The sequence below is a fragment of the Citrobacter sp. LUTT5 genome (assembly GCF_009905315.1).
Lineage (GTDB): Bacteria > Pseudomonadota > Gammaproteobacteria > Enterobacterales > Enterobacteriaceae > Citrobacter > Citrobacter freundii.
On record NZ_CP047606.1, the window covers coordinates 1,340,830 to 1,357,201 of the forward strand.

The window sequence follows — 16,372 nt, forward strand, 5'->3', positions numbered from 1 at the left end:
TACCCTGCGTTTCCCTGAAAGAGGAATCATAATGAATAACGCGCAGACACATTTAAAGATTGGTTACGTCTGGACTATCTGCCTGGTTGCGGCCTGCGGAGGTTTACTGTTTGGCTATGACTGGGTGGTGATCGGCGGGGCAAAACCCTTCTATGAAGCATATTTCTCGATTACCGATCCGGCGCAATCCGGCTGGGCGATGAGTTCCGCGCTGGTTGGTTGTATCTTTGGCGCGCTGATTTCCGGCTGGTGCGCCGATAAATTTGGCCGAAAAATGCCGCTGATTCTTTCAGCGATCCTCTTTAGCGCTTCTGCCTGGGGAACTGCCGTCGCCAGCAATTTCGACATGTTTATTGTCTATCGCATTGTGGGTGGCGTGGGGATTGGTCTGGCGTCTGCGCTAAGTCCGCTGTATATCGCCGAGGTCAGCCCCGCTGAAAAGCGTGGTCGCTTTGTTGCCGTTAACCAGCTCACCATCGTCATTGGCGTGCTGGCGGCGCAGCTTATCAACCTGATGATTGCCGAACCTGTTGCCACAGGCGCTACGCAGCAGGCAATTGTTGAAAGCTGGAACGGTCAGACAGGCTGGCGCTGGATGTTTGGTGCTGAATTAGTGCCTGCGGTAATTTTCCTGGTGCTGATGTTCTTTGTACCTGAATCGCCGCGCTGGCTGGTGAAAGCGGGCAAAGCCGATCGTGCGCGTGCCATGCTGCAGCGCATTGGTTCGGCGGAATATGCCGGGCAAACGCTGAAAGAGATTGAACATACGCTGCAAAAAGATAATCACAAGGTCGCGTGGTCAACGCTGTTACAACCGCAGATCAAACCGATCGTGATTATTGGCATGGTGCTGGCAGTGTTCCAGCAGTGGTGTGGGATCAACGTTATTTTCAACTATGCGCAGGAGATCTTCGCCTCTGCCGGATTCGACATCAACGGTACGTTAAAATCGATCGTGGCGACAGGGATCATCAATCTGGTCTTTACCCTTGCCGCTCTGCCGTTAGTGGACAAAATTGGCCGTCGTAAACTGATGCTGTTCGGCGCGTCAGGATTGACGGTTATCTACGTACTGATTGCCGGGGCGTACGGGTTGGGCATTATGGGCTGGCCGGTTCTGGTTCTGGTGCTGGCGGCAATCGCGATTTATGCTCTGACGCTGGCGCCGGTGACCTGGGTGCTGCTATCAGAAATTTTTCCCAACCGCGTGCGCGGGCTGGCAATGTCGCTGGGGACGCTGGCGCTGTGGATTGCTTGTTTCCTGCTGACCTATACCTTCCCGCTGCTCAATGCGAGTCTGGGCGCGTCGGGAAGCTTCCTGCTGTACGGTGTGATTTGCGCGATGGGCTTCATCTATGTTCTGCGTAATGTACCGGAAACCAAAGGCGTGACGCTGGAAGCGCTGGAAGAACAGCTGGCGGCGCAGCATACAAAAGTCGGTGCATCAACCCAACCGCGAAGCGCCCGCTAATGGATGGTCTGCTGACGCTACAAAACGCACATCTGCGGATGTGCGTCGATCCGCAGGGCGGTTCTCTATTAAGCCTGGTTTCGTTACAACATCAACAGGCCATTTTACGCGAAGGTCATGGTCAGCGGCCTGGTGATTGCGGCCTGTTCCCGATGCTGCCGGTCGCGAATCGGGTGGCGGGAAATCGTTTTATGCTGCGCGGTGAAGAGGTGGTTTTACCTCAGCATGGCGCAGACGACACTTTCTTCCTGCACGGTGACGGCTGGCTGCAACGCTGGCAGATTATTACCGCTACCCAAAGCGGCTGTTTGCTGCAGTTGCGCAGTTGGCACCCCTGCGGCTACGACTATACGGCGCGGCTTTGTTATCAACTGGAAACCTCAAGCCTGCACGCCTCGTTGACGCTCACCCATTGCGGTGAGCAGCCAATGATTTACGGCTGTGGGTTCCATCCATTTTTCGCCTTTGATAAGCGCAGCACGGCGCAGTTCACCGCCGGCGGTTACTGGCCGGAGGGGGAACAGCATCTGCCGCTGGAATGGCAACGCGATATCCCTGCAGTGGCGGATTTCAAGCATGCGCAATACGGTGAGGATAGCTGGCTGAATGTCGGATATTCTGGCTGGAGCGGGCGGGCCGTTATTCAGCGAGATGTGATGAAAGTCACGATTTTAGCGCAAACTCCGTGGTTGATGCTGTTCAGAATGTCGGGTGAGGAGTTCCTGTGCCTGGAGCCGCAAACGCATCCGGTGAATGCCCACAACATGCAGGGGCAGCCGGGATTGCAGGTTTTAGCGCAGGGAGAACGCTGCCATTTTGCGATGCAAATTAGCGTCGAATAGGGCAAAAATCATGTTATCTGCCTGTTAATGCTCTCTTGCGCCAGCCTGCGTTTGTCGCCAGACTATCGCCTCCAAACGGGAGGGATTCATGGCTTTGCATTCCACGCGCTGGCTGGCGCTCGGTTATTTCACCTACTTCTTTAGCTACGGTATCTTTCTGCCTTTCTGGAGCGTCTGGCTCGAAGGGTTAGGGCTGACGCCGGAAACCATCGGTTTACTGCTGGGCGCGGGGCTGATTGCCCGTTTTCTCGGTAGCTTGCTGATTGCACCGCGTGTGAGCGATCCCTCTCGGCTGATCTCAGCGTTACGTATTCTGGCCTTGTTGACGTTGGTGTTTGCGCTGGCCTTCTGGGCGGGGACTAACGTGGCGTGGCTGATGGTGGTGATGGTCGGCTTTAACCTGTTTTTCTCGCCGCTGGTGCCGCTGACCGACGCACTGGCCAACACCTGGCAAAAACAGATAACCATGGATTACGGTCGGGTGCGACTGTGGGGATCCGTGGCCTTTGTGATCGGCTCTGCGTTGACCGGCAAACTGGTGAGCCTGTTCGACTATCGGGTGATCCTGGTCCTGTTATCGCTTGGCGCCGCCTCAATGCTGCTGGGCATGATGATTCGCCCGAGCGTGCAACCAGCGGGTGAAAACCGTCAGCAGGAGAGCGCAGGATGGCCCGCCTGGCGCGCGCTAATAACCCAAAGCTGGCGTTTTCTGGCCTGCGTGAGTCTGCTGCAGGGCGCACATGCAGCTTATTACGGTTTCAGCGCCATTTACTGGCAGTCTGCCGGGTATTCCGCTTCGGCGGTGGGCTATTTATGGTCATTAGGCGTGGTGGCGGAAGTGATTATTTTTGCGCTCAGCCACAAGCTGTTCCGCCGCTTTAGCGCTCGCGATCTTCTGCTGCTTTCCGCCGTTTGCGGCGTGGCGCGTTGGGGTCTGATGGGCTGGAGCACAGAGCTGCCATGGCTGATTGTGGTGCAAATCCTGCATTGTGGAACGTTTACCGTCTGCCACCTGGCGGCGATGCGTTACATTGCTGCGCGACAGGGCAGTGAGGTGATTCGTCTCCAGGCGGTATATTCTGCGGTGGCGATGGGCGGCAGTATCGCCATCATGACCGTTTTCGCCGGCTATCTGTACCAGAACCTGGGCAGCGGCGTATTCTGGGTGATGGCGCTGGTGGCGCTCCCGGCAATTGTTCTGCGCCCGAAAGTGGTGGCGCAGCCTGCGACGTTATGATTCAAGGATTTTGCGGATCTGCTGCTGCTGGTGAGACGTAAGCGCCAGATCCGCATGAATCAGCGGGGGAGAAAACAGCGGTAGCGGCGTGGTGTACGGTGTAATAATCAGCGTTACGCCACGCGGCGCTCCCTCTTTTTGAAAGTCCTGCATCGGCATATGTTTTACGTTGAGCGGCAGCAACGTCAGTTCGCGCAGCTGTTGCTCTATATGCGCTTCAAGTTGTTCGTTACTACCGGTCAGCAGGATAATCTGCTTTTCGTGCAAATCCTTCTCCTGCATCAGCCAGGCGCCGAAAATAACGGCGACCAGGCCGATCTCTTCTTCTGAAAACTGGACATCGTATTCCGCTTCAAAGCCGTGAATCGCCTCGCGGGTAGTTCGAACCAGCCGGGGATAAAGTCGGCTGAACTCCTCCGGTAGCGTGTTATCAATGCCGATGGCAAACACGCTGCGGTTCAGTGCCTGGGCCAGGTGGATATACAACTGGTCATTCAACCCTTGCTCGTCGCTGAAGCGCACGTTGCCATACTCGCGAAAACGCAGCACCAGCCGCGCAATAGCAAGGCGCAGGCGGCGATCCTGCTGGTGATTATCGCGGATCGGGTCGGGGATGCGGATCATTGAGAATAACAACGCCATAAACAGCGATTCGCCCAGCGGCGCACTTTGCATGACGTGGCGCTGCCAGTGGCGGCCAATTTCCTCGGCGAGCGGATACTCCGCGCAGGATTGTGCCCACCGTTGCTGGAGTGGATTAAACTCTGGGGTGATCCCTGCGTGATGTTGCAGCAGGCAATATTGTAAATACAAGCGCAGGAACTGGATGTCACGACACTCAAACGGCTTCTGTAAGCGCCGGGAGCACAGATTGATGAGCGCATGCAGATTGGTGTCGTCATACAGCGTACGTGCGATACCTTGTTGTTTAAGAGCAATTTTTAAAGTGGGCGTGAAATGCTGAGCGATAAAAGTAGGGCAAATCCGCAGGCCACGACGCAGCCACTGCAACAGACACAGACGCTGATTTAGCGGGGGTCCTTCGATCGCATAGCCACCATTCTGCGCGGTGGCTATCGTGAGCCGGTGATAGCGCTGGATTTCGAGCCCTGCGCCAATAATATCTTCCTGAACCGTGGCATCATCGACACCATTGAGGCTGCTGAAGGTTTGTGTAGTCGCGATTTGCCCTGGCAGGAAAAGCGTCAGCAGAACCTGGCAACGGCGCTGGGGAGCGGAAAGTACAGATGGCGGAGCAAGCGTTGACATCATCTGTAGGGTCTCCCGTAAGTATGTTTGATAAGAATAGCTAAAGTTTGCTCATAGATTTGATGAATGGAATGCTTTCCACCAGGAATGCTGGAGAGCGTCACAGAATTTTTAACGTGCGGAACAGATAGCGGGAGTGGAACGCAGCGCGTTAATCCGCTTTTTCACTGTTTTATCTTTTTGTTGAGATATAAAAAAATGCCAGAGGGGGGAATGCTGGCGGAGGGAGGTATGAACATGCTATCGCAGAGAAGTGAAAAACCTAAAGTGAACGTAGCAATACGACGGAGGCAACAGATTCATTACCTCCGTAACAGCTGTCTGGCGTTACTTCTCACGACTCAACGTTAATCCCACATCGCCGCCCGGATGTACCGCCAGCAGCGTTTCCTTTGAGTAGCCGCTCTCGCTCATCAGACAGGCGCAGGCGGCGTCAAAGATAGCCAGCACCAGTAAAATAGAGGTGGTAGCCAACATGTTCAGCGGGTCGGCCTCTCGCTGAACGCCTGTGGAAATCACTAGCTTCGATGCTTTAGCGATGGCCGAATCCGCGTTTTCAGTCACGCTCAGTATGGGCACATTCCTCGCAGCCAGTCCGGGCAGCAGCCGGGTGAGCTCGTCCGAATTACCCCCGCGTGACAGCATAATCACCAGGTCGTCTGCGCGTAAAAAACCGAGATCGCCATGCGCTGCATCCGTCGCGTTGAGGTAAATCGCTGGACGTTCCACGCAGGCAAGCATATGCGCGACTTTACGCGCAGCAATGCCAGAGGTGCCGACGCCGGTGACGACGATTTTGCCCTGACAACCGCGCAGCTCCGCCATCAGCGACTGCCAGACAGGTTCAGTCAGATGCTGCCCCAGACCCGCCAGGGCATCGCTATAGAGCTGGAATACGCCGCTGGCCTGAGACCAGGAGTTACTCATGCGTCCTCCTGCATCAACTGGCGGTATTTCATATGATCCTGATACATCTCGTGGAATACCCGATATTTGCGATCGTAGTACTGCTTAATGCGATTAGTCTGCGGGGTAACCGTTTTACCAATCCGGCTCATCGCTGACATTGCTTCCGGGAAGGTATCGAACACGCCCGCGGCGATAGTTCCCATCATGGCGCCACCCAGCAGCATGGCTTCGCTCTCTTCAGGCAGCAGCATCGCACAGCCGGTGGCGTTGGCATGCTCCTGAACGAAGATCGGGTTTTTCGTCCCGCCGCCGCTGGCCATAATGGTATCGATGGTGTAGCCGCTTTGATTCATCGTTTCAATGATATGACGGGTTCCCAGCGCAATGGCCTGGATGGTCGCGAGGTACTGTAACGCCATATCTTCCGGCGTGCGTGACAGCTTCAGTCCGGTGATAGCGCCTGTGAGCGTTGGGTTGGCGCGAGGTGAACGGTTGCCGTGGAAATAGGGCAGGATGTGCATGTCACGGGTTAAAAATGCGATATCTTCCGGCTCACCGGCCATTTTACGCAGCAGCGCATTCAGCACTTCATAAATGGTCTGCCCTTGAGATTTCGCCTGGGTCAACAAGGTTTCGTAACAAGGATGCGACTGAATAACGTGGTCGATTAACGCCCCGGTTGCCGACTGTCCACCTTCGTTAAGCCAGTATTCTGGCAGCACTGCTGAGTAGTAAGGACCCCAAACGCCGCCGATAAAACGCGGCTCTTTGGAAATCGCCATGTGTCCGGTAGAGGTGCCGCCAATCAGCGCGACGCGGCGGTCAAAATCCGCCACCTCGCCAGAGACACCGCTCGCGCCGAGCGTGCCGAGCGTACCGGCGTGGGCATCGATGATCGAGACGCTGACAGCGGTCCCCGGAATCAGCCCCATTTCGCTGGCGGCGCGCGGAGAAAGACCATGACCGAGCGGTTCGCCCATGGTTTTCACGTAGCGACCAATTTTGGCAGCATCATGTTCCAGCAAGTCTTCCAGCCCAATCTGGCGGAAATAGCTGTCATCCCATTTGTCTTCATGGCCCATATAGGTCCATTTACACACCGTCGAGCACAGTGAGCGCGTGTCATCGCCCGTTGCGCGCCAGGTCAGGAAATCGGGCAGGTCAAAGTAGTATCCCGCATTGGCCCAGGTGTTGGGCATATGTTGCTTCAACCACAGCAGTTTGGGCGTTTGCATTTCCGGGGAGATAATACCGCCAACGTAGTCCAGCACCCGATGATGCAGGGCGTTAATGCGCTCAGCCTGAGTAATGGCGCGGTGATCCATCCACACAATGATATTCTGTTCGCTGCGCCCGGACGGACTAATGGTCAGCGGTTTACCTTCTTTATCCAACACCACCAGTGAACAGGTCGCGTCAAAGCCCAGACCTTTCACCTGGATAGGGTTGATATCCGACTGGTTAATCGCATCGCGAACCGCGTTACACACTGCCTGCCAGATGTTATCGGAAGACTGCTCAACAAAATCGGCCTGCGGGCGGTAAATCTCGATGGCCCGACTGGCCTGGCCGACCATTCTGCCGTTGAGATCAAACACGCCAGCACGGGCGCTACCGGTTCCGACATCCACACCAATAAAGTAACTTGCCATAATTTTTTCTCCTGAAATCAGGCTTTACGATTCTGTAATGCGATAAAGAGGATCAGCACCGCGCCCCACAGCGCCATCGTCAGATAGCTGCTGACCCCCAGCAAGTTAAGGCCGCTTTCCAGCATTTGCAGCACAATCAGCGCCAGTACCAGGCCGATAATGCGTCCGAAGCCGCCATCCGGATTGATGCCGCCGAGTACGGAGGCAAGGATGGTGACCAGCAGGTAGGACTCACCGTATCCGGCTTTTGCCGAGTTGAATTTCGCCATCATCAGAATGGCGGCGACCCAGCCGAGCAGGGCTGAAATCACGTACACGGAAATTTGTACCCGTACGGTATTAACACCACTGTAGCGGGTAGCCTGTTCATTGGAGCCGACGAGATAAAGACTGCGCCCCAGCGTGGTGTGCTCCAGCAGTACCCATAGCAGGATTGCCACCAGGAAAAAGAGCAACAGCGCCACCGGAATACCCGCAATCGTGGCGTTGCCAAGGTACTGAATGGCGGTCGGGAAACCCGAAATCACCGTCCCGTTGGAGAGCAGAATATTCAGCCCGGAGATAAGTGTCATCGTGCCGAGGGTGGCGAGAATCGGTGAGACGCCGACCCAGGCAATCAGCGCGCCGTTGAGCGTACCGATAGCCACCGCCACGGCTGCACCTGCCAGCAGCGCCAGCACCAGAAACAGCGGGTTATCCGGATGGGTAACGATAATCGCTGCCATTACCAGCGAGCAGGCGTTCGCCCCGGCAATAATTGACAGGTTAATGCCGCCGGTCAGCATGGTCATACCCATCCCGAGGGCCAGCATACCGAGGATCGGTAACTGTGAGCCTATCGACTGGAAGTTAGCGACGCTAAAAAAACGGCTGCCGAGCAGGGCTGAGAAAACCAGGGCGACGACCACAATAATGACGCATTGCAGACGAATGATGGCATCACCGGGTAAAAATCTGGCGATTGTTTTCATCTCAAAGCTCCCTTGCCAGTTTGCGTTTTTCGTTCCAGGCCGTGGCACTGATGCTGACCAGGATAATGGCGCCGCTGAATACGGTGTGCCAGTAAGAGGAGACGCTGAGTAGCGTCAGACCATTTTGTAAGAAGGCGAGCAAGACAACGCCGAGCAGGGTTCCGGTCAACGTACCGCGCCCGCCGCTCATGCTGGTTCCGCCGAGTACGACCGCCGCCAGCACCGTCAGCTCAAAGCCGAGCAGCGAATTGGGTGCAACTGACTGGGTGATTTGCGCCTGAACCACGGCGGCAACACCTGCCAGAATGCCCATATAGCCATAGACGTAGAAATGCAGCTTCAGCAGATTCAGCCCCAGGCGTGAGGCCGCGTCGCGGTTGCCGCCCATGGCGTAAACCTGACGGCCAAGACGGGTATAGTTCATCAGCACTGCGGTAAAGACGATCACCGCCGCCAGACACAGCAGGGGCAGGGTGAGGCCGTAGTCGTAGCCATCTGCCGCGGTGAAGGAGAACCAGTTAATGCCGTTCATAAACCAGTCAGGGAAACCGTACAGCCAGGTACCTTTGGTGGCGTAAACCAGAAGACCGTAGTAGACGTTCAGCGTGGCGATGGTAATGATGATTGCCGGAACGCGCAGCCAGTAGACCAGGAAGCCATTAATGAGCCCAAGCAGCAGGCCCACCGCAATCGCAATGGTTAACGCCAGAGCGAAGTTGCCGCCGTGGCCGATCACCCAACTGGCCATCGCATACTGGGCAATCGCGGTCATCGCCGGAAATGAGATATCGATCCCACCGGAAATCAGCACCACAAACAACCCGCAGGCGAGAATGCCGAGAATCGCGTAGCTGGTGGCCACATCTGTCAGATTGCCGAGCGAGAGGAACTCATCGGTGCTGACACTTAGCCCAACCGCCAGCGCCACGACCAGCAGGCCCAGCCAGAATTCATGTTGCCCGATTAAACGGGACAGATGCATCTTATTCATTGATTACCTCGACCACTTCAGCAATCTCCTCTTCACGGCAGTGATGAGGATTAAATTCCGCCACCAGTCTGCCGCGACGCATCACCAGCACGCGGTGGCTGTTGTAATATGCTTCCGGAATTTCATCGCAAATCATCAGCACCGCCATACCTTGTTCCGCCAAATCGCGGGCTATCTGGTAAATGCCCTCTTTGTTGGCGATATCCACGCCGACGGTAGGCGAGTCGAGGATCAGGATGCGGGGATTGGTCGCCACCCATTTGGCAATGGCGATACGCTGGGCATTGCCGCCGGAAAGGGTTTTGACCGGCAGGTGCGGATCGGACACTTTGATATTCAGTTCGCGGATTAAATCGGCGACCAGCTTTTGCGCTTTACGATGATCGAGCAAGCCGCTACCGGTGTGCAGTTGATCAAACACCGTGACGATGGTGTTGTCGTAAATCGACTGCTCCATGATCAGCCCCTGCGTCAGGCGATCTTCTGAGACGTAGCCGATCCCGTGCTTAATGGCGTCGTGGTTATTACGAAGCGTGACCGGCTGACCGTTAATACGCATCTCTCCGCTTTCCGGCTGGGTCATGCCGAACAAACTGAGGCAAAGTTCGGTACGCCCGGCGCCCAACAGGCCGACAATCGAGACAATCTCGCCGCCATGTAGCGACAGATTAATGTTCTGGTATTTGCCTCTGCGGCTGAGGTTGCGCAGCTCCAGCAGGGGTTCTCGATCGTCGAATGATTTCTCCGGCAGCGGGCTGTAGTGGAAGCGTTGTCCGGTCATCAGGAAAGCCAGCTCGTGACTGTCCAGTTCGCTGGCAGGATATGTGCCCACCAGTTTGCCGTCGCGCATGACGCTGATACGGTCTGCCACTTCCATTACTTCATCCAGACGATGGCTGACAAACACCACGCAAATGCCAGCCGCTTTCAGTTCGTTAACCACCTTCAGCAGGCCATTGACCTCCTGACGGGTCAGCGAGGCGGTGGGCTCGTCCATAATCACCAGACGCGCATCGGCGGCAATTGCTCGGCAAATAGCGACCAGCTGTCGGTCGGCAATCGAGAGTTTTTCTACTTTTTTATCGGGATCGATATTCACCCCGATACGTTTCATGGCTGCCAGCGCCTGCTGTTTCATAGCACCACGACGCACCCAGATATCACCGCCCGGCAGATAGCGGTTGACCGCGATATTTTCTGCGACGCTAAAGTTGGGGAACAACGACAGGTCCTGATAAATAACCTGAATGCCATAATGGGAAGAGAGCTGCGGCGTCAGGTGATGGAACAATTTTCCGTCGAGTAAAATTTGCGCGCCTTTTTCCGGGTGATAAACCCCAGAGATCACTTTAATAATGGTACTTTTACCACAGCCGTTTTGACCCGCCAGACAGTGAACTTCGCCTTTTCTCAGCGTCAGATTCACGTTATCCAGCGCCAGCACGCCCGGGAATTGTTTGCTGATATTCTCAAGAGTGATAAATGCGGTGGTGTCTGCCATGGACAATACCCCTGCGAGCGCCCTGACGGACGCTGAGTGTTAGTTTGGTTGATAGCGCCGACCAGACGGTCGGCGTTAAGGTTCCCTGGTGTTGGCTAAAGCCTTAGAAACCAAGTGATTGTGCGTTGTCTTTGGTGACTTCGAGGATCTTGTTAAAGCGGATCACTTTCTTCTCCGTGTCGATATCGGCTTTCCCTAAACCGTCGATACTCAGATCTGCATTGACTTCTTTGCCCTGCAACAGCTGATCGGCAACCGTTACCAGCGCATAGCCCGCATCTTTTGGATCCCACAGCAGCGCTTTTTTGATATCTCCACGCATCAGGTAAGGCGCAGCCTGCGCTGGCATGGCGATCCCGACAACGGCAATTTTATCTTTGGCGCGTTTTTTCTGCACAGCCTGACCCGCACCAATTGGACCCAGTGAGCCGAAGCCGATAATGCCCTTCATCTGCGGATAGGTTTTCATCAGATCTAGCGTGGTGGCGTAGGATTTATCAATGCTTTCCGCGACCGGCAGGCGTGAAGTGACCTCGAACATTTCCGGATATTTTTCTTTCTGGTACTTAATTGCATAATCCGCCCACGCGTTATGCAGTGGGACCGTCAGCGAACCAACATAGATTGCATACCCGCCTTTGCCGCCCATATTTTTCGCTAACTCATCGACGTTGGCTTGTGCGTATTTTTCACTATCGATGGTTTCGATATCCCACTGACCGATTTGCTCGTCCGGGGATTCGTGCGTCAGGACCACAATGCCTTTATCGCGCGCTTTTTTCAGTACTGGCTCAAGAACCTTGGCATCGTTCGGTACCACGATGATTGCGTTGACGTTTTTGGCGATCAGATCCTCAATCACTTTGACCTGCTGTGCCGGATCCGGCGTAGATGGACCGGTCTGGTAAGCGTTCACATCCAGTTTTTTTGCTGCTTCGTTAACGCCGGTTTCCATGCGGTTAAACCAGGGAATACCGGTGACCTTTGCAACCACAGCAATTTCATATTTTTCCGCCGCAAAGGACGTGCCGGACAACATGCATGCAGAAACCAGGGTTGCACTGAGTAATGCGAGTTTGAATTTCATAGTTGTACCTTTCGTAGGGGGCAGGACATGTCACGGCGTGAAGTTAACAACGAATGGAAGAGGGAATGAATCATAAGTTTGGAGAATGTGATATACGCCCACTATTGTGAATTTATGGAAACAAAATGGTTAACAATTGGTTAAATTTGCATGGTTTTAGATTCAAGCGTTCAAATTAAGTGTTAATAAAGCATTAAAATGAAACTATTAATTAACATTTTATTATCATTTTACTTAAGATTTGACGTCGAAAAGGTGTTTGGGTGGAATTTCCCGAAGAAGAAATTATCGAAATTGAGAACTGAATCGATACCGGAAAAGGGTGCTCAACTTTTTTTCGTTCAATGGTATCCTCGGCACACTTGCGCCAAATACGGCATCATTATTTGTGGCGGTGTTGATTTTTATCGTGGAGAACTCATGCAAGGCGTTAAACGTATCAATATGACGTTGTTTCTCGCTGTCCTGTCTTTTGGCGCAGGTGCGCATCCCCACAGCTTTATTCATCTGAAAACCGAAGTTGTGAGCGAAAATGATCGGTTCGTCGCGCTAAAAATGCGCTGGACGATGGATGAAATCACGTCGGCGGATCTGCTTTACGACGCGGGGGATGCTAAACCTGGTGATGAAATTTGGAAAAAACTGGCGGCGGAAGTGATGGCCAACGTTCTCGGGCAGCACTATTTCACCGAAGTGTGGCACGATGGGAAAAAGGTAAAGTTTAAAAACAGACCGACGGAATATGGCATGGCGCGTGAAGAACACCAGGCGGTGCTGACGTTCGTTCTGCCGCTGGCCGAAGCTCAACCACTGAGCGGTCAAAAATATACTATTTCAACCTTCGATCCGACCTACTACGTCGATATGAGCTATGACAAAGACAGCGACGCCCGACTTTCGCAGACCATAAGCCAGCAATGCCATATTTCAATGCATACGCCGACGCCGAATGAACACATGTTAAGTTTTGCGCAGTCGCTGGATAAAGAAGACGCACCGCCGGAGGATATGGAGTTGGGTAAACAGTTTGCACAGACGGTGACGCTGCAATGTCAGTAGTTTATCAACAACGCGCAGCCAGACGCCGTTGGCTCACGCTATGGCCGCTGGCGGTCTTTTTGTTGCTGGCGACAGGCGGGGGGCTGTGGTTGTGGCAAGCCTGGCCTCAGGTAATGATGCACAGTGTCGTCTGGCAGCGCGACGTTAACCAGCAGATGAGCGGGTTGCTGAAAGCGGTTGCCGCCAACCCCACACGTGCGGGCGGATCTCTGCTGTTGTTTAGCTTTATATATGGGGTATTGCACGCATTGGGGCCGGGGCACGGCAAAATCGTCATCACGACCTGGCTTGCGACGCATCCGTCGAAGCTCAAGTCGAGCATTGGGCTGACGCTGGCGTCTTCCCTATTGCAGGGGCTGGTGGCAATAGGACTGGTGGTTGTAGTCCTCACGGTGCTGCAACTGCCTGCCCGACAGCTGCATATGAGCAGTTTCTGGCTGGAGAAAGGAAGTTATGCGCTGGTTGGCATGTTGGGCGTTTTATTGTGTGTCCGTGCGCTGAAGAAATTGCGCCAGCTGCTGATGCGCCCGAAATTCACCGCCTTTACGCCGCACCATGTGCATCACGAGGGCTGCGGCTGCGGGCATCAGCATTTGCCCAACCCGGAACAACTGCAAAGCGGCGATGACTGGCGCGCCCGGTTGATGATTATTCTCTCTATGGGCATGCGTCCCTGCTCTGGCGCAATTATGGTGCTGCTGTTCAGTAAAGTGGTTGGCGTCTTTAGCTGGGGTATGGCGTCGGCGTTGGCGATGGCGGCAGGAACCTCTTTGACGATTACGTCATTGGCTTTGCTGGTACATAGCTTTCGCTCATTGGCGGTGAAAATTAGCGGGCATAAAGCGCCGGTGCTGTGGCGACAGATTGGCTGGACGACGCTGGCGTTAGCCGGTGGTGCGGTGCTTATTGTTGCTGCGGTAGTGATGTGGATGAGCGCGGTGCCGGTAGGGCGAGGGATAAGACCATTTTAGATTAGTGAGCGGAATGGTATGACTTGTAGGCCGGATAAGACGCGAAAGCGTCGCATCCGGCACCACAGCAGATTAACGCTTCAGCGCATCGCTCAGTTCGTCACGCATGTTAGCCAGCATGGCTTTAACAACGCGCGGGTTACCTGCAACGATGTTGCCGGTTGCCAGGTAGTTATGACCACCGGTGAAGTCGCAAACCAGTGCGCCAGCTTCACGTGCAATCAGCTCACCTGCTGCGAAATCCCATGGTTTCAGACCGATTTCGAAGTAACCGTCAACGCGCGCAGCGGCAACGTAAGCCAGATCCAGCGCAGCAGAACCTGTGCGGCGGAAGTCAGCGCACTCGGTAAACATTTTACCAAGAATTTTCATGTAAGAAGCGGCGTGCTGCTTCGCTTTGAACGGGAAACCGGTGGCGATGATGGTGCCGTCCAGATCGCGGGCGGTGCTGCCACGCAGACGATAGCCGTTCAGCTGTGCGCCCTGGCCGCGAGTGGCGGTGAACAGTTCGTTACGCATTGGATCGTAAACAACGGCGACTTCAGTACGGCCTTTAATGCGTACTGCGATAGATACCGCGAAGTGCGGCAGACGTTTTACGAAGTTAGTAGTGCCATCCAGTGGATCGATAACCCATTGAACATCCTGATCTTCACCTGCGTGCTCACCACTTTCTTCGGTGATGATGGTGTGCTGTGGGTAAGATTTGCGAATAGTTTCGATAATAATCGCTTCGGCGGCTTTATCGACGTTAGTCACGAAATCATTGCTGCCTTTCTGGCTGGTTTCTACAGAGTCTGGGGTTTCGTAGTGTTTGGCAATTACATTACCCGCCTTGCGCGCTGCGCGCACGGCGATGGTCAGCATCGGATGCATCGGTCTCTCTCACTGGATGTTAAAGAACGGGAAAACGGCGCAGAGTATAGCAGCGAGTTCGGAATATGTCTTCGTTTTATGATAATATGCCCGAATAATCTTTAGCCGAAGAAATACAATGCTGCAAAATATTCGAATCGTGCTGGTGGAAACCTCTCACACTGGCAACATGGGCTCTGTAGCCCGCGCAATGAAAACCATGGGTTTAACCAATCTGTGGCTGGTAAATCCACTGGTTAAACCGGACTCTCAGGCCATCGCTCTGGCGGCAGGTGCCAGTGATGTAATTGGCAGCGCGCAGATTGTCGATACTCTCGATGAAGCGCTGGCAGGTTGCAGCCTGGTAGTAGGCACCAGTGCGCGCTCCCGTACGCTACCGTGGCCGATGCTGGATCCGCGTGAATGCGGTTTAAAAAGCGTCTCTGAAGCGACGAATTCGCCCGTAGCGCTGGTGTTTGGTCGTGAACGTGTTGGCCTGACGAATGAAGAACTGCAGAAGTGCCATTACCACGTCGCTATTGCCGCGAACCCGGAATACAGTTCGCTTAATCTGGCGATGGCGGTGCAGGTCATCTCTTATGAAGTGCGCATGGCCTGGCTGGCAACGCAGGAAAGTGAGAAGACCGCAGAATACGAAGAAGCTGAGTATCCGCTGGTCGATGATTTAGAGCGTTTTTACGGTCATCTGGAACAAACGCTGCTGTCGACCGGATTTATCCGTGAAGGGCATCCGGGGCAGGTGATGAACAAGCTGCGCCGTCTGTTTACGCGTGCGCGTCCTGAGAGCCAGGAGCTGAACATTTTGCGCGGAATTTTAGCTTCAATTGAGCAACAGAATAAAGGCAAGTAAACGTAACGCCTCCGGCAAGTAAAAATGGCACTGAAGGTTAAATACCTGACTAAATTAGTCAAGTAAATAGTTGACTGATTTAGTCGGGAATGTCAGACTTGCCCCTGCTATGCAATACCCCCATTTTACAATAAAAAACCCCGGGCAGGGGCGAGTTTGAGGCTAAGTAAGACATGAGACTGACATCAAAAGGGCGTTATGCCGTGACCGCAATGTTGGACGTTGCGCTCAACTCCGAAACGGGCCCGGTACCGTTGGCTGATATTTCTGAACGTCAGGGAATTTCCCTGTCATATCTGGAGCAGCTGTTTTCCCGTTTGCGTAAAAACGGTCTGGTTTCCAGCGTACGTGGACCAGGCGGCGGGTATCTGTTGGGTAAAGATGCCGGCAGCATCGCAGTAGGTGAAGTAATCAGCGCTGTGGACGAGTCTGTAGATGCGACCCGTTGCCAGGGCAAAGGCGGTTGTCAGGGCGGCGATAAATGCCTGACCCACGCGCTGTGGCGCGATCTGAGCGATCGTCTGACCGGTTTCCTCAACAACATTACGTTGGGCGAACTGGTGAATAATCAGGAAGTCCTGGATGTGTCTGGTCGCCAGCACACCCATGACGCTCCACGCACTAATCGTGCACAAGACGCGATCGACGTTAAGTTACGCGCATAATAAAAGTATTTTAGAATCAGG

Annotated in this window: 15 protein-coding genes; 7 read left to right on the forward strand and 8 right to left on the reverse strand. The window is 54.3% G+C overall.

The window, feature by feature from the left end:
* Positions 1-31: 31 nt before the first annotated feature.
* The 3 genes from GUC46_RS06330 (at position 32) to GUC46_RS06340 (ending at position 3,550) form a co-directional block, all read left to right on the forward strand.
* Positions 32-1,471 carry a sugar porter family MFS transporter gene (locus GUC46_RS06330; RefSeq protein WP_003838420.1) on the forward strand — a complete coding sequence of 480 codons (1,440 nt, stop codon included), beginning with the start codon at positions 32-34 and terminating at the stop codon, positions 1,469-1,471.
* On the forward strand, positions 1,471-2,313 hold the full coding sequence (locus tag GUC46_RS06335; protein ID WP_057101991.1) for an aldose 1-epimerase: 843 nt from the start codon (positions 1,471-1,473) through the stop codon (positions 2,311-2,313). Before GUC46_RS06330 ends, GUC46_RS06335 begins: the two co-directional genes overlap by 1 nt.
* An 88-nt stretch (positions 2,314-2,401) precedes the next feature.
* Positions 2,402-3,550, forward strand: coding sequence for a 3-phenylpropionate MFS transporter (locus GUC46_RS06340; protein WP_003037650.1), 1,149 nt, complete (start codon positions 2,402-2,404; stop codon positions 3,548-3,550).
* Here GUC46_RS06340 and csiE read toward each other — a convergent pair.
* The 7 genes from csiE to GUC46_RS06375 all read right to left on the reverse strand — a co-directional run bounded on the left by csiE (position 3,545) and on the right by GUC46_RS06375 (position 11,930).
* Entirely contained in the window at positions 3,545-4,822 is a 1,278-nt protein-coding gene (gene csiE, locus GUC46_RS06345) for a stationary phase inducible protein CsiE (protein ID WP_160179936.1), read from the reverse strand. The two genes, GUC46_RS06340 and csiE, sit on opposite strands and share 6 nt — an antisense overlap.
* Before the next feature lie 324 nt (positions 4,823-5,146).
* The gene (locus GUC46_RS06350) at positions 5,147-5,746 is read right to left on the reverse strand and encodes an SIS domain-containing protein (RefSeq protein ID WP_003838425.1); all 600 of its coding nucleotides are present in this window, start codon (positions 5,744-5,746) and stop codon (positions 5,147-5,149) included.
* Positions 5,743-7,380 carry an FGGY-family carbohydrate kinase gene (locus GUC46_RS06355; protein WP_046670152.1) on the reverse strand — a complete coding sequence of 546 codons (1,638 nt, stop codon included), beginning with the start codon at positions 7,378-7,380 and terminating at the stop codon, positions 5,743-5,745. Before GUC46_RS06355 ends, GUC46_RS06350 begins: the two co-directional genes overlap by 4 nt.
* A 17-nt stretch (positions 7,381-7,397) precedes the next feature.
* Complete coding sequence (locus tag GUC46_RS06360) at positions 7,398-8,351, reverse strand: ABC transporter permease (protein ID WP_003037658.1); 954 nt, start codon at positions 8,349-8,351, stop codon at positions 7,398-7,400.
* Between the two features lies 1 nt (position 8,352).
* Positions 8,353-9,342: an ABC transporter permease gene (locus GUC46_RS06365; protein ID WP_003037661.1), complete on the reverse strand. Its 990-nt coding sequence runs from the start codon at positions 9,340-9,342 to the stop codon at positions 8,353-8,355.
* Entirely contained in the window at positions 9,335-10,843 is a 1,509-nt protein-coding gene (locus tag GUC46_RS06370; protein ID WP_003838428.1) for a sugar ABC transporter ATP-binding protein, read from the reverse strand. Before GUC46_RS06370 ends, GUC46_RS06365 begins: the two co-directional genes overlap by 8 nt.
* Positions 10,844-10,946: 103 nt before the next feature.
* Positions 10,947-11,930, reverse strand: coding sequence for an autoinducer 2 ABC transporter substrate-binding protein (locus GUC46_RS06375; protein ID WP_003037665.1), 984 nt, complete (start codon positions 11,928-11,930; stop codon positions 10,947-10,949).
* Positions 11,931-12,350: 420 nt separating this feature from the next.
* Between GUC46_RS06375 and GUC46_RS06380 the strand changes: the two genes are divergently transcribed.
* Both GUC46_RS06380 and GUC46_RS06385 read left to right on the forward strand, forming a co-directional pair.
* Positions 12,351-12,989 (forward strand): DUF1007 family protein, encoded by a 639-nt coding sequence (locus GUC46_RS06380; RefSeq protein ID WP_130714444.1) that lies wholly within the window; start codon positions 12,351-12,353, stop codon positions 12,987-12,989.
* Entirely contained in the window at positions 12,980-13,960 is a 981-nt protein-coding gene (locus GUC46_RS06385; protein WP_003838430.1) for a nickel/cobalt transporter, read from the forward strand. Before GUC46_RS06380 ends, GUC46_RS06385 begins: the two co-directional genes overlap by 10 nt.
* A gap of 72 nt (positions 13,961-14,032) precedes the next feature.
* On the opposite strand, the gene suhB is transcribed toward GUC46_RS06385, so the two are convergent.
* Positions 14,033-14,836 (reverse strand): inositol-1-monophosphatase, encoded by an 804-nt coding sequence (suhB, locus tag GUC46_RS06390; RefSeq protein ID WP_003037670.1) that lies wholly within the window; start codon positions 14,834-14,836, stop codon positions 14,033-14,035.
* 118 nt (positions 14,837-14,954) lie between these two features.
* Here suhB and trmJ point away from each other — a divergent pair, with 118 nt between their 5' ends.
* Both trmJ and iscR read left to right on the forward strand, forming a co-directional pair.
* Positions 14,955-15,686 carry a tRNA (cytosine(32)/uridine(32)-2'-O)-methyltransferase TrmJ gene (gene trmJ / locus GUC46_RS06395; protein ID WP_003838431.1) on the forward strand — a complete coding sequence of 244 codons (732 nt, stop codon included), beginning with the start codon at positions 14,955-14,957 and terminating at the stop codon, positions 15,684-15,686.
* A 173-nt stretch (positions 15,687-15,859) separates the two neighbouring features.
* On the forward strand, positions 15,860-16,351 hold the full coding sequence (gene iscR, locus GUC46_RS06400) for a Fe-S cluster assembly transcriptional regulator IscR (RefSeq protein WP_003037674.1): 492 nt from the start codon (positions 15,860-15,862) through the stop codon (positions 16,349-16,351).
* Positions 16,352-16,372: the final 21 nt, after the last annotated feature.

What these genes read in the sequence shown, in the direction of transcription:
- GUC46_RS06330 (WP_003838420.1), top strand. Translation starts at nt 32, where the DNA reads ATGAATAACGCGCAGACACATTTAAAGATTGGTTACGTCTGGACTATC.
- GUC46_RS06335 (WP_057101991.1), top strand. Translation starts at nt 1,471, where the DNA reads ATGGATGGTCTGCTGACGCTACAAAACGCACATCTGCGGATGTGCGTC.
- GUC46_RS06340 (WP_003037650.1), top strand. Translation starts at nt 2,402, where the DNA reads ATGGCTTTGCATTCCACGCGCTGGCTGGCGCTCGGTTATTTCACCTAC.
- csiE (WP_160179936.1), bottom strand. Translation starts at nt 4,822, where the DNA reads ATGATGTCAACGCTTGCTCCGCCATCTGTACTTTCCGCTCCCCAGCGC.
- GUC46_RS06350 (WP_003838425.1), bottom strand. Translation starts at nt 5,746, where the DNA reads ATGAGTAACTCCTGGTCTCAGGCCAGCGGCGTATTCCAGCTCTATAGC.
- GUC46_RS06355 (WP_046670152.1), bottom strand. Translation starts at nt 7,380, where the DNA reads ATGGCAAGTTACTTTATTGGTGTGGATGTCGGAACCGGTAGCGCCCGT.
- GUC46_RS06360 (WP_003037658.1), bottom strand. Translation starts at nt 8,351, where the DNA reads ATGAAAACAATCGCCAGATTTTTACCCGGTGATGCCATCATTCGTCTG.
- GUC46_RS06365 (WP_003037661.1), bottom strand. Translation starts at nt 9,342, where the DNA reads ATGAATAAGATGCATCTGTCCCGTTTAATCGGGCAACATGAATTCTGG.
- GUC46_RS06370 (WP_003838428.1), bottom strand. Translation starts at nt 10,843, where the DNA reads ATGGCAGACACCACCGCATTTATCACTCTTGAGAATATCAGCAAACAA.
- GUC46_RS06375 (WP_003037665.1), bottom strand. Translation starts at nt 11,930, where the DNA reads ATGAAATTCAAACTCGCATTACTCAGTGCAACCCTGGTTTCTGCATGC.
- GUC46_RS06380 (WP_130714444.1), top strand. Translation starts at nt 12,351, where the DNA reads ATGCAAGGCGTTAAACGTATCAATATGACGTTGTTTCTCGCTGTCCTG.
- GUC46_RS06385 (WP_003838430.1), top strand. Translation starts at nt 12,980, where the DNA reads ATGTCAGTAGTTTATCAACAACGCGCAGCCAGACGCCGTTGGCTCACG.
- suhB (WP_003037670.1), bottom strand. Translation starts at nt 14,836, where the DNA reads ATGCATCCGATGCTGACCATCGCCGTGCGCGCAGCGCGCAAGGCGGGT.
- trmJ (WP_003838431.1), top strand. Translation starts at nt 14,955, where the DNA reads ATGCTGCAAAATATTCGAATCGTGCTGGTGGAAACCTCTCACACTGGC.
- iscR (WP_003037674.1), top strand. Translation starts at nt 15,860, where the DNA reads ATGAGACTGACATCAAAAGGGCGTTATGCCGTGACCGCAATGTTGGAC.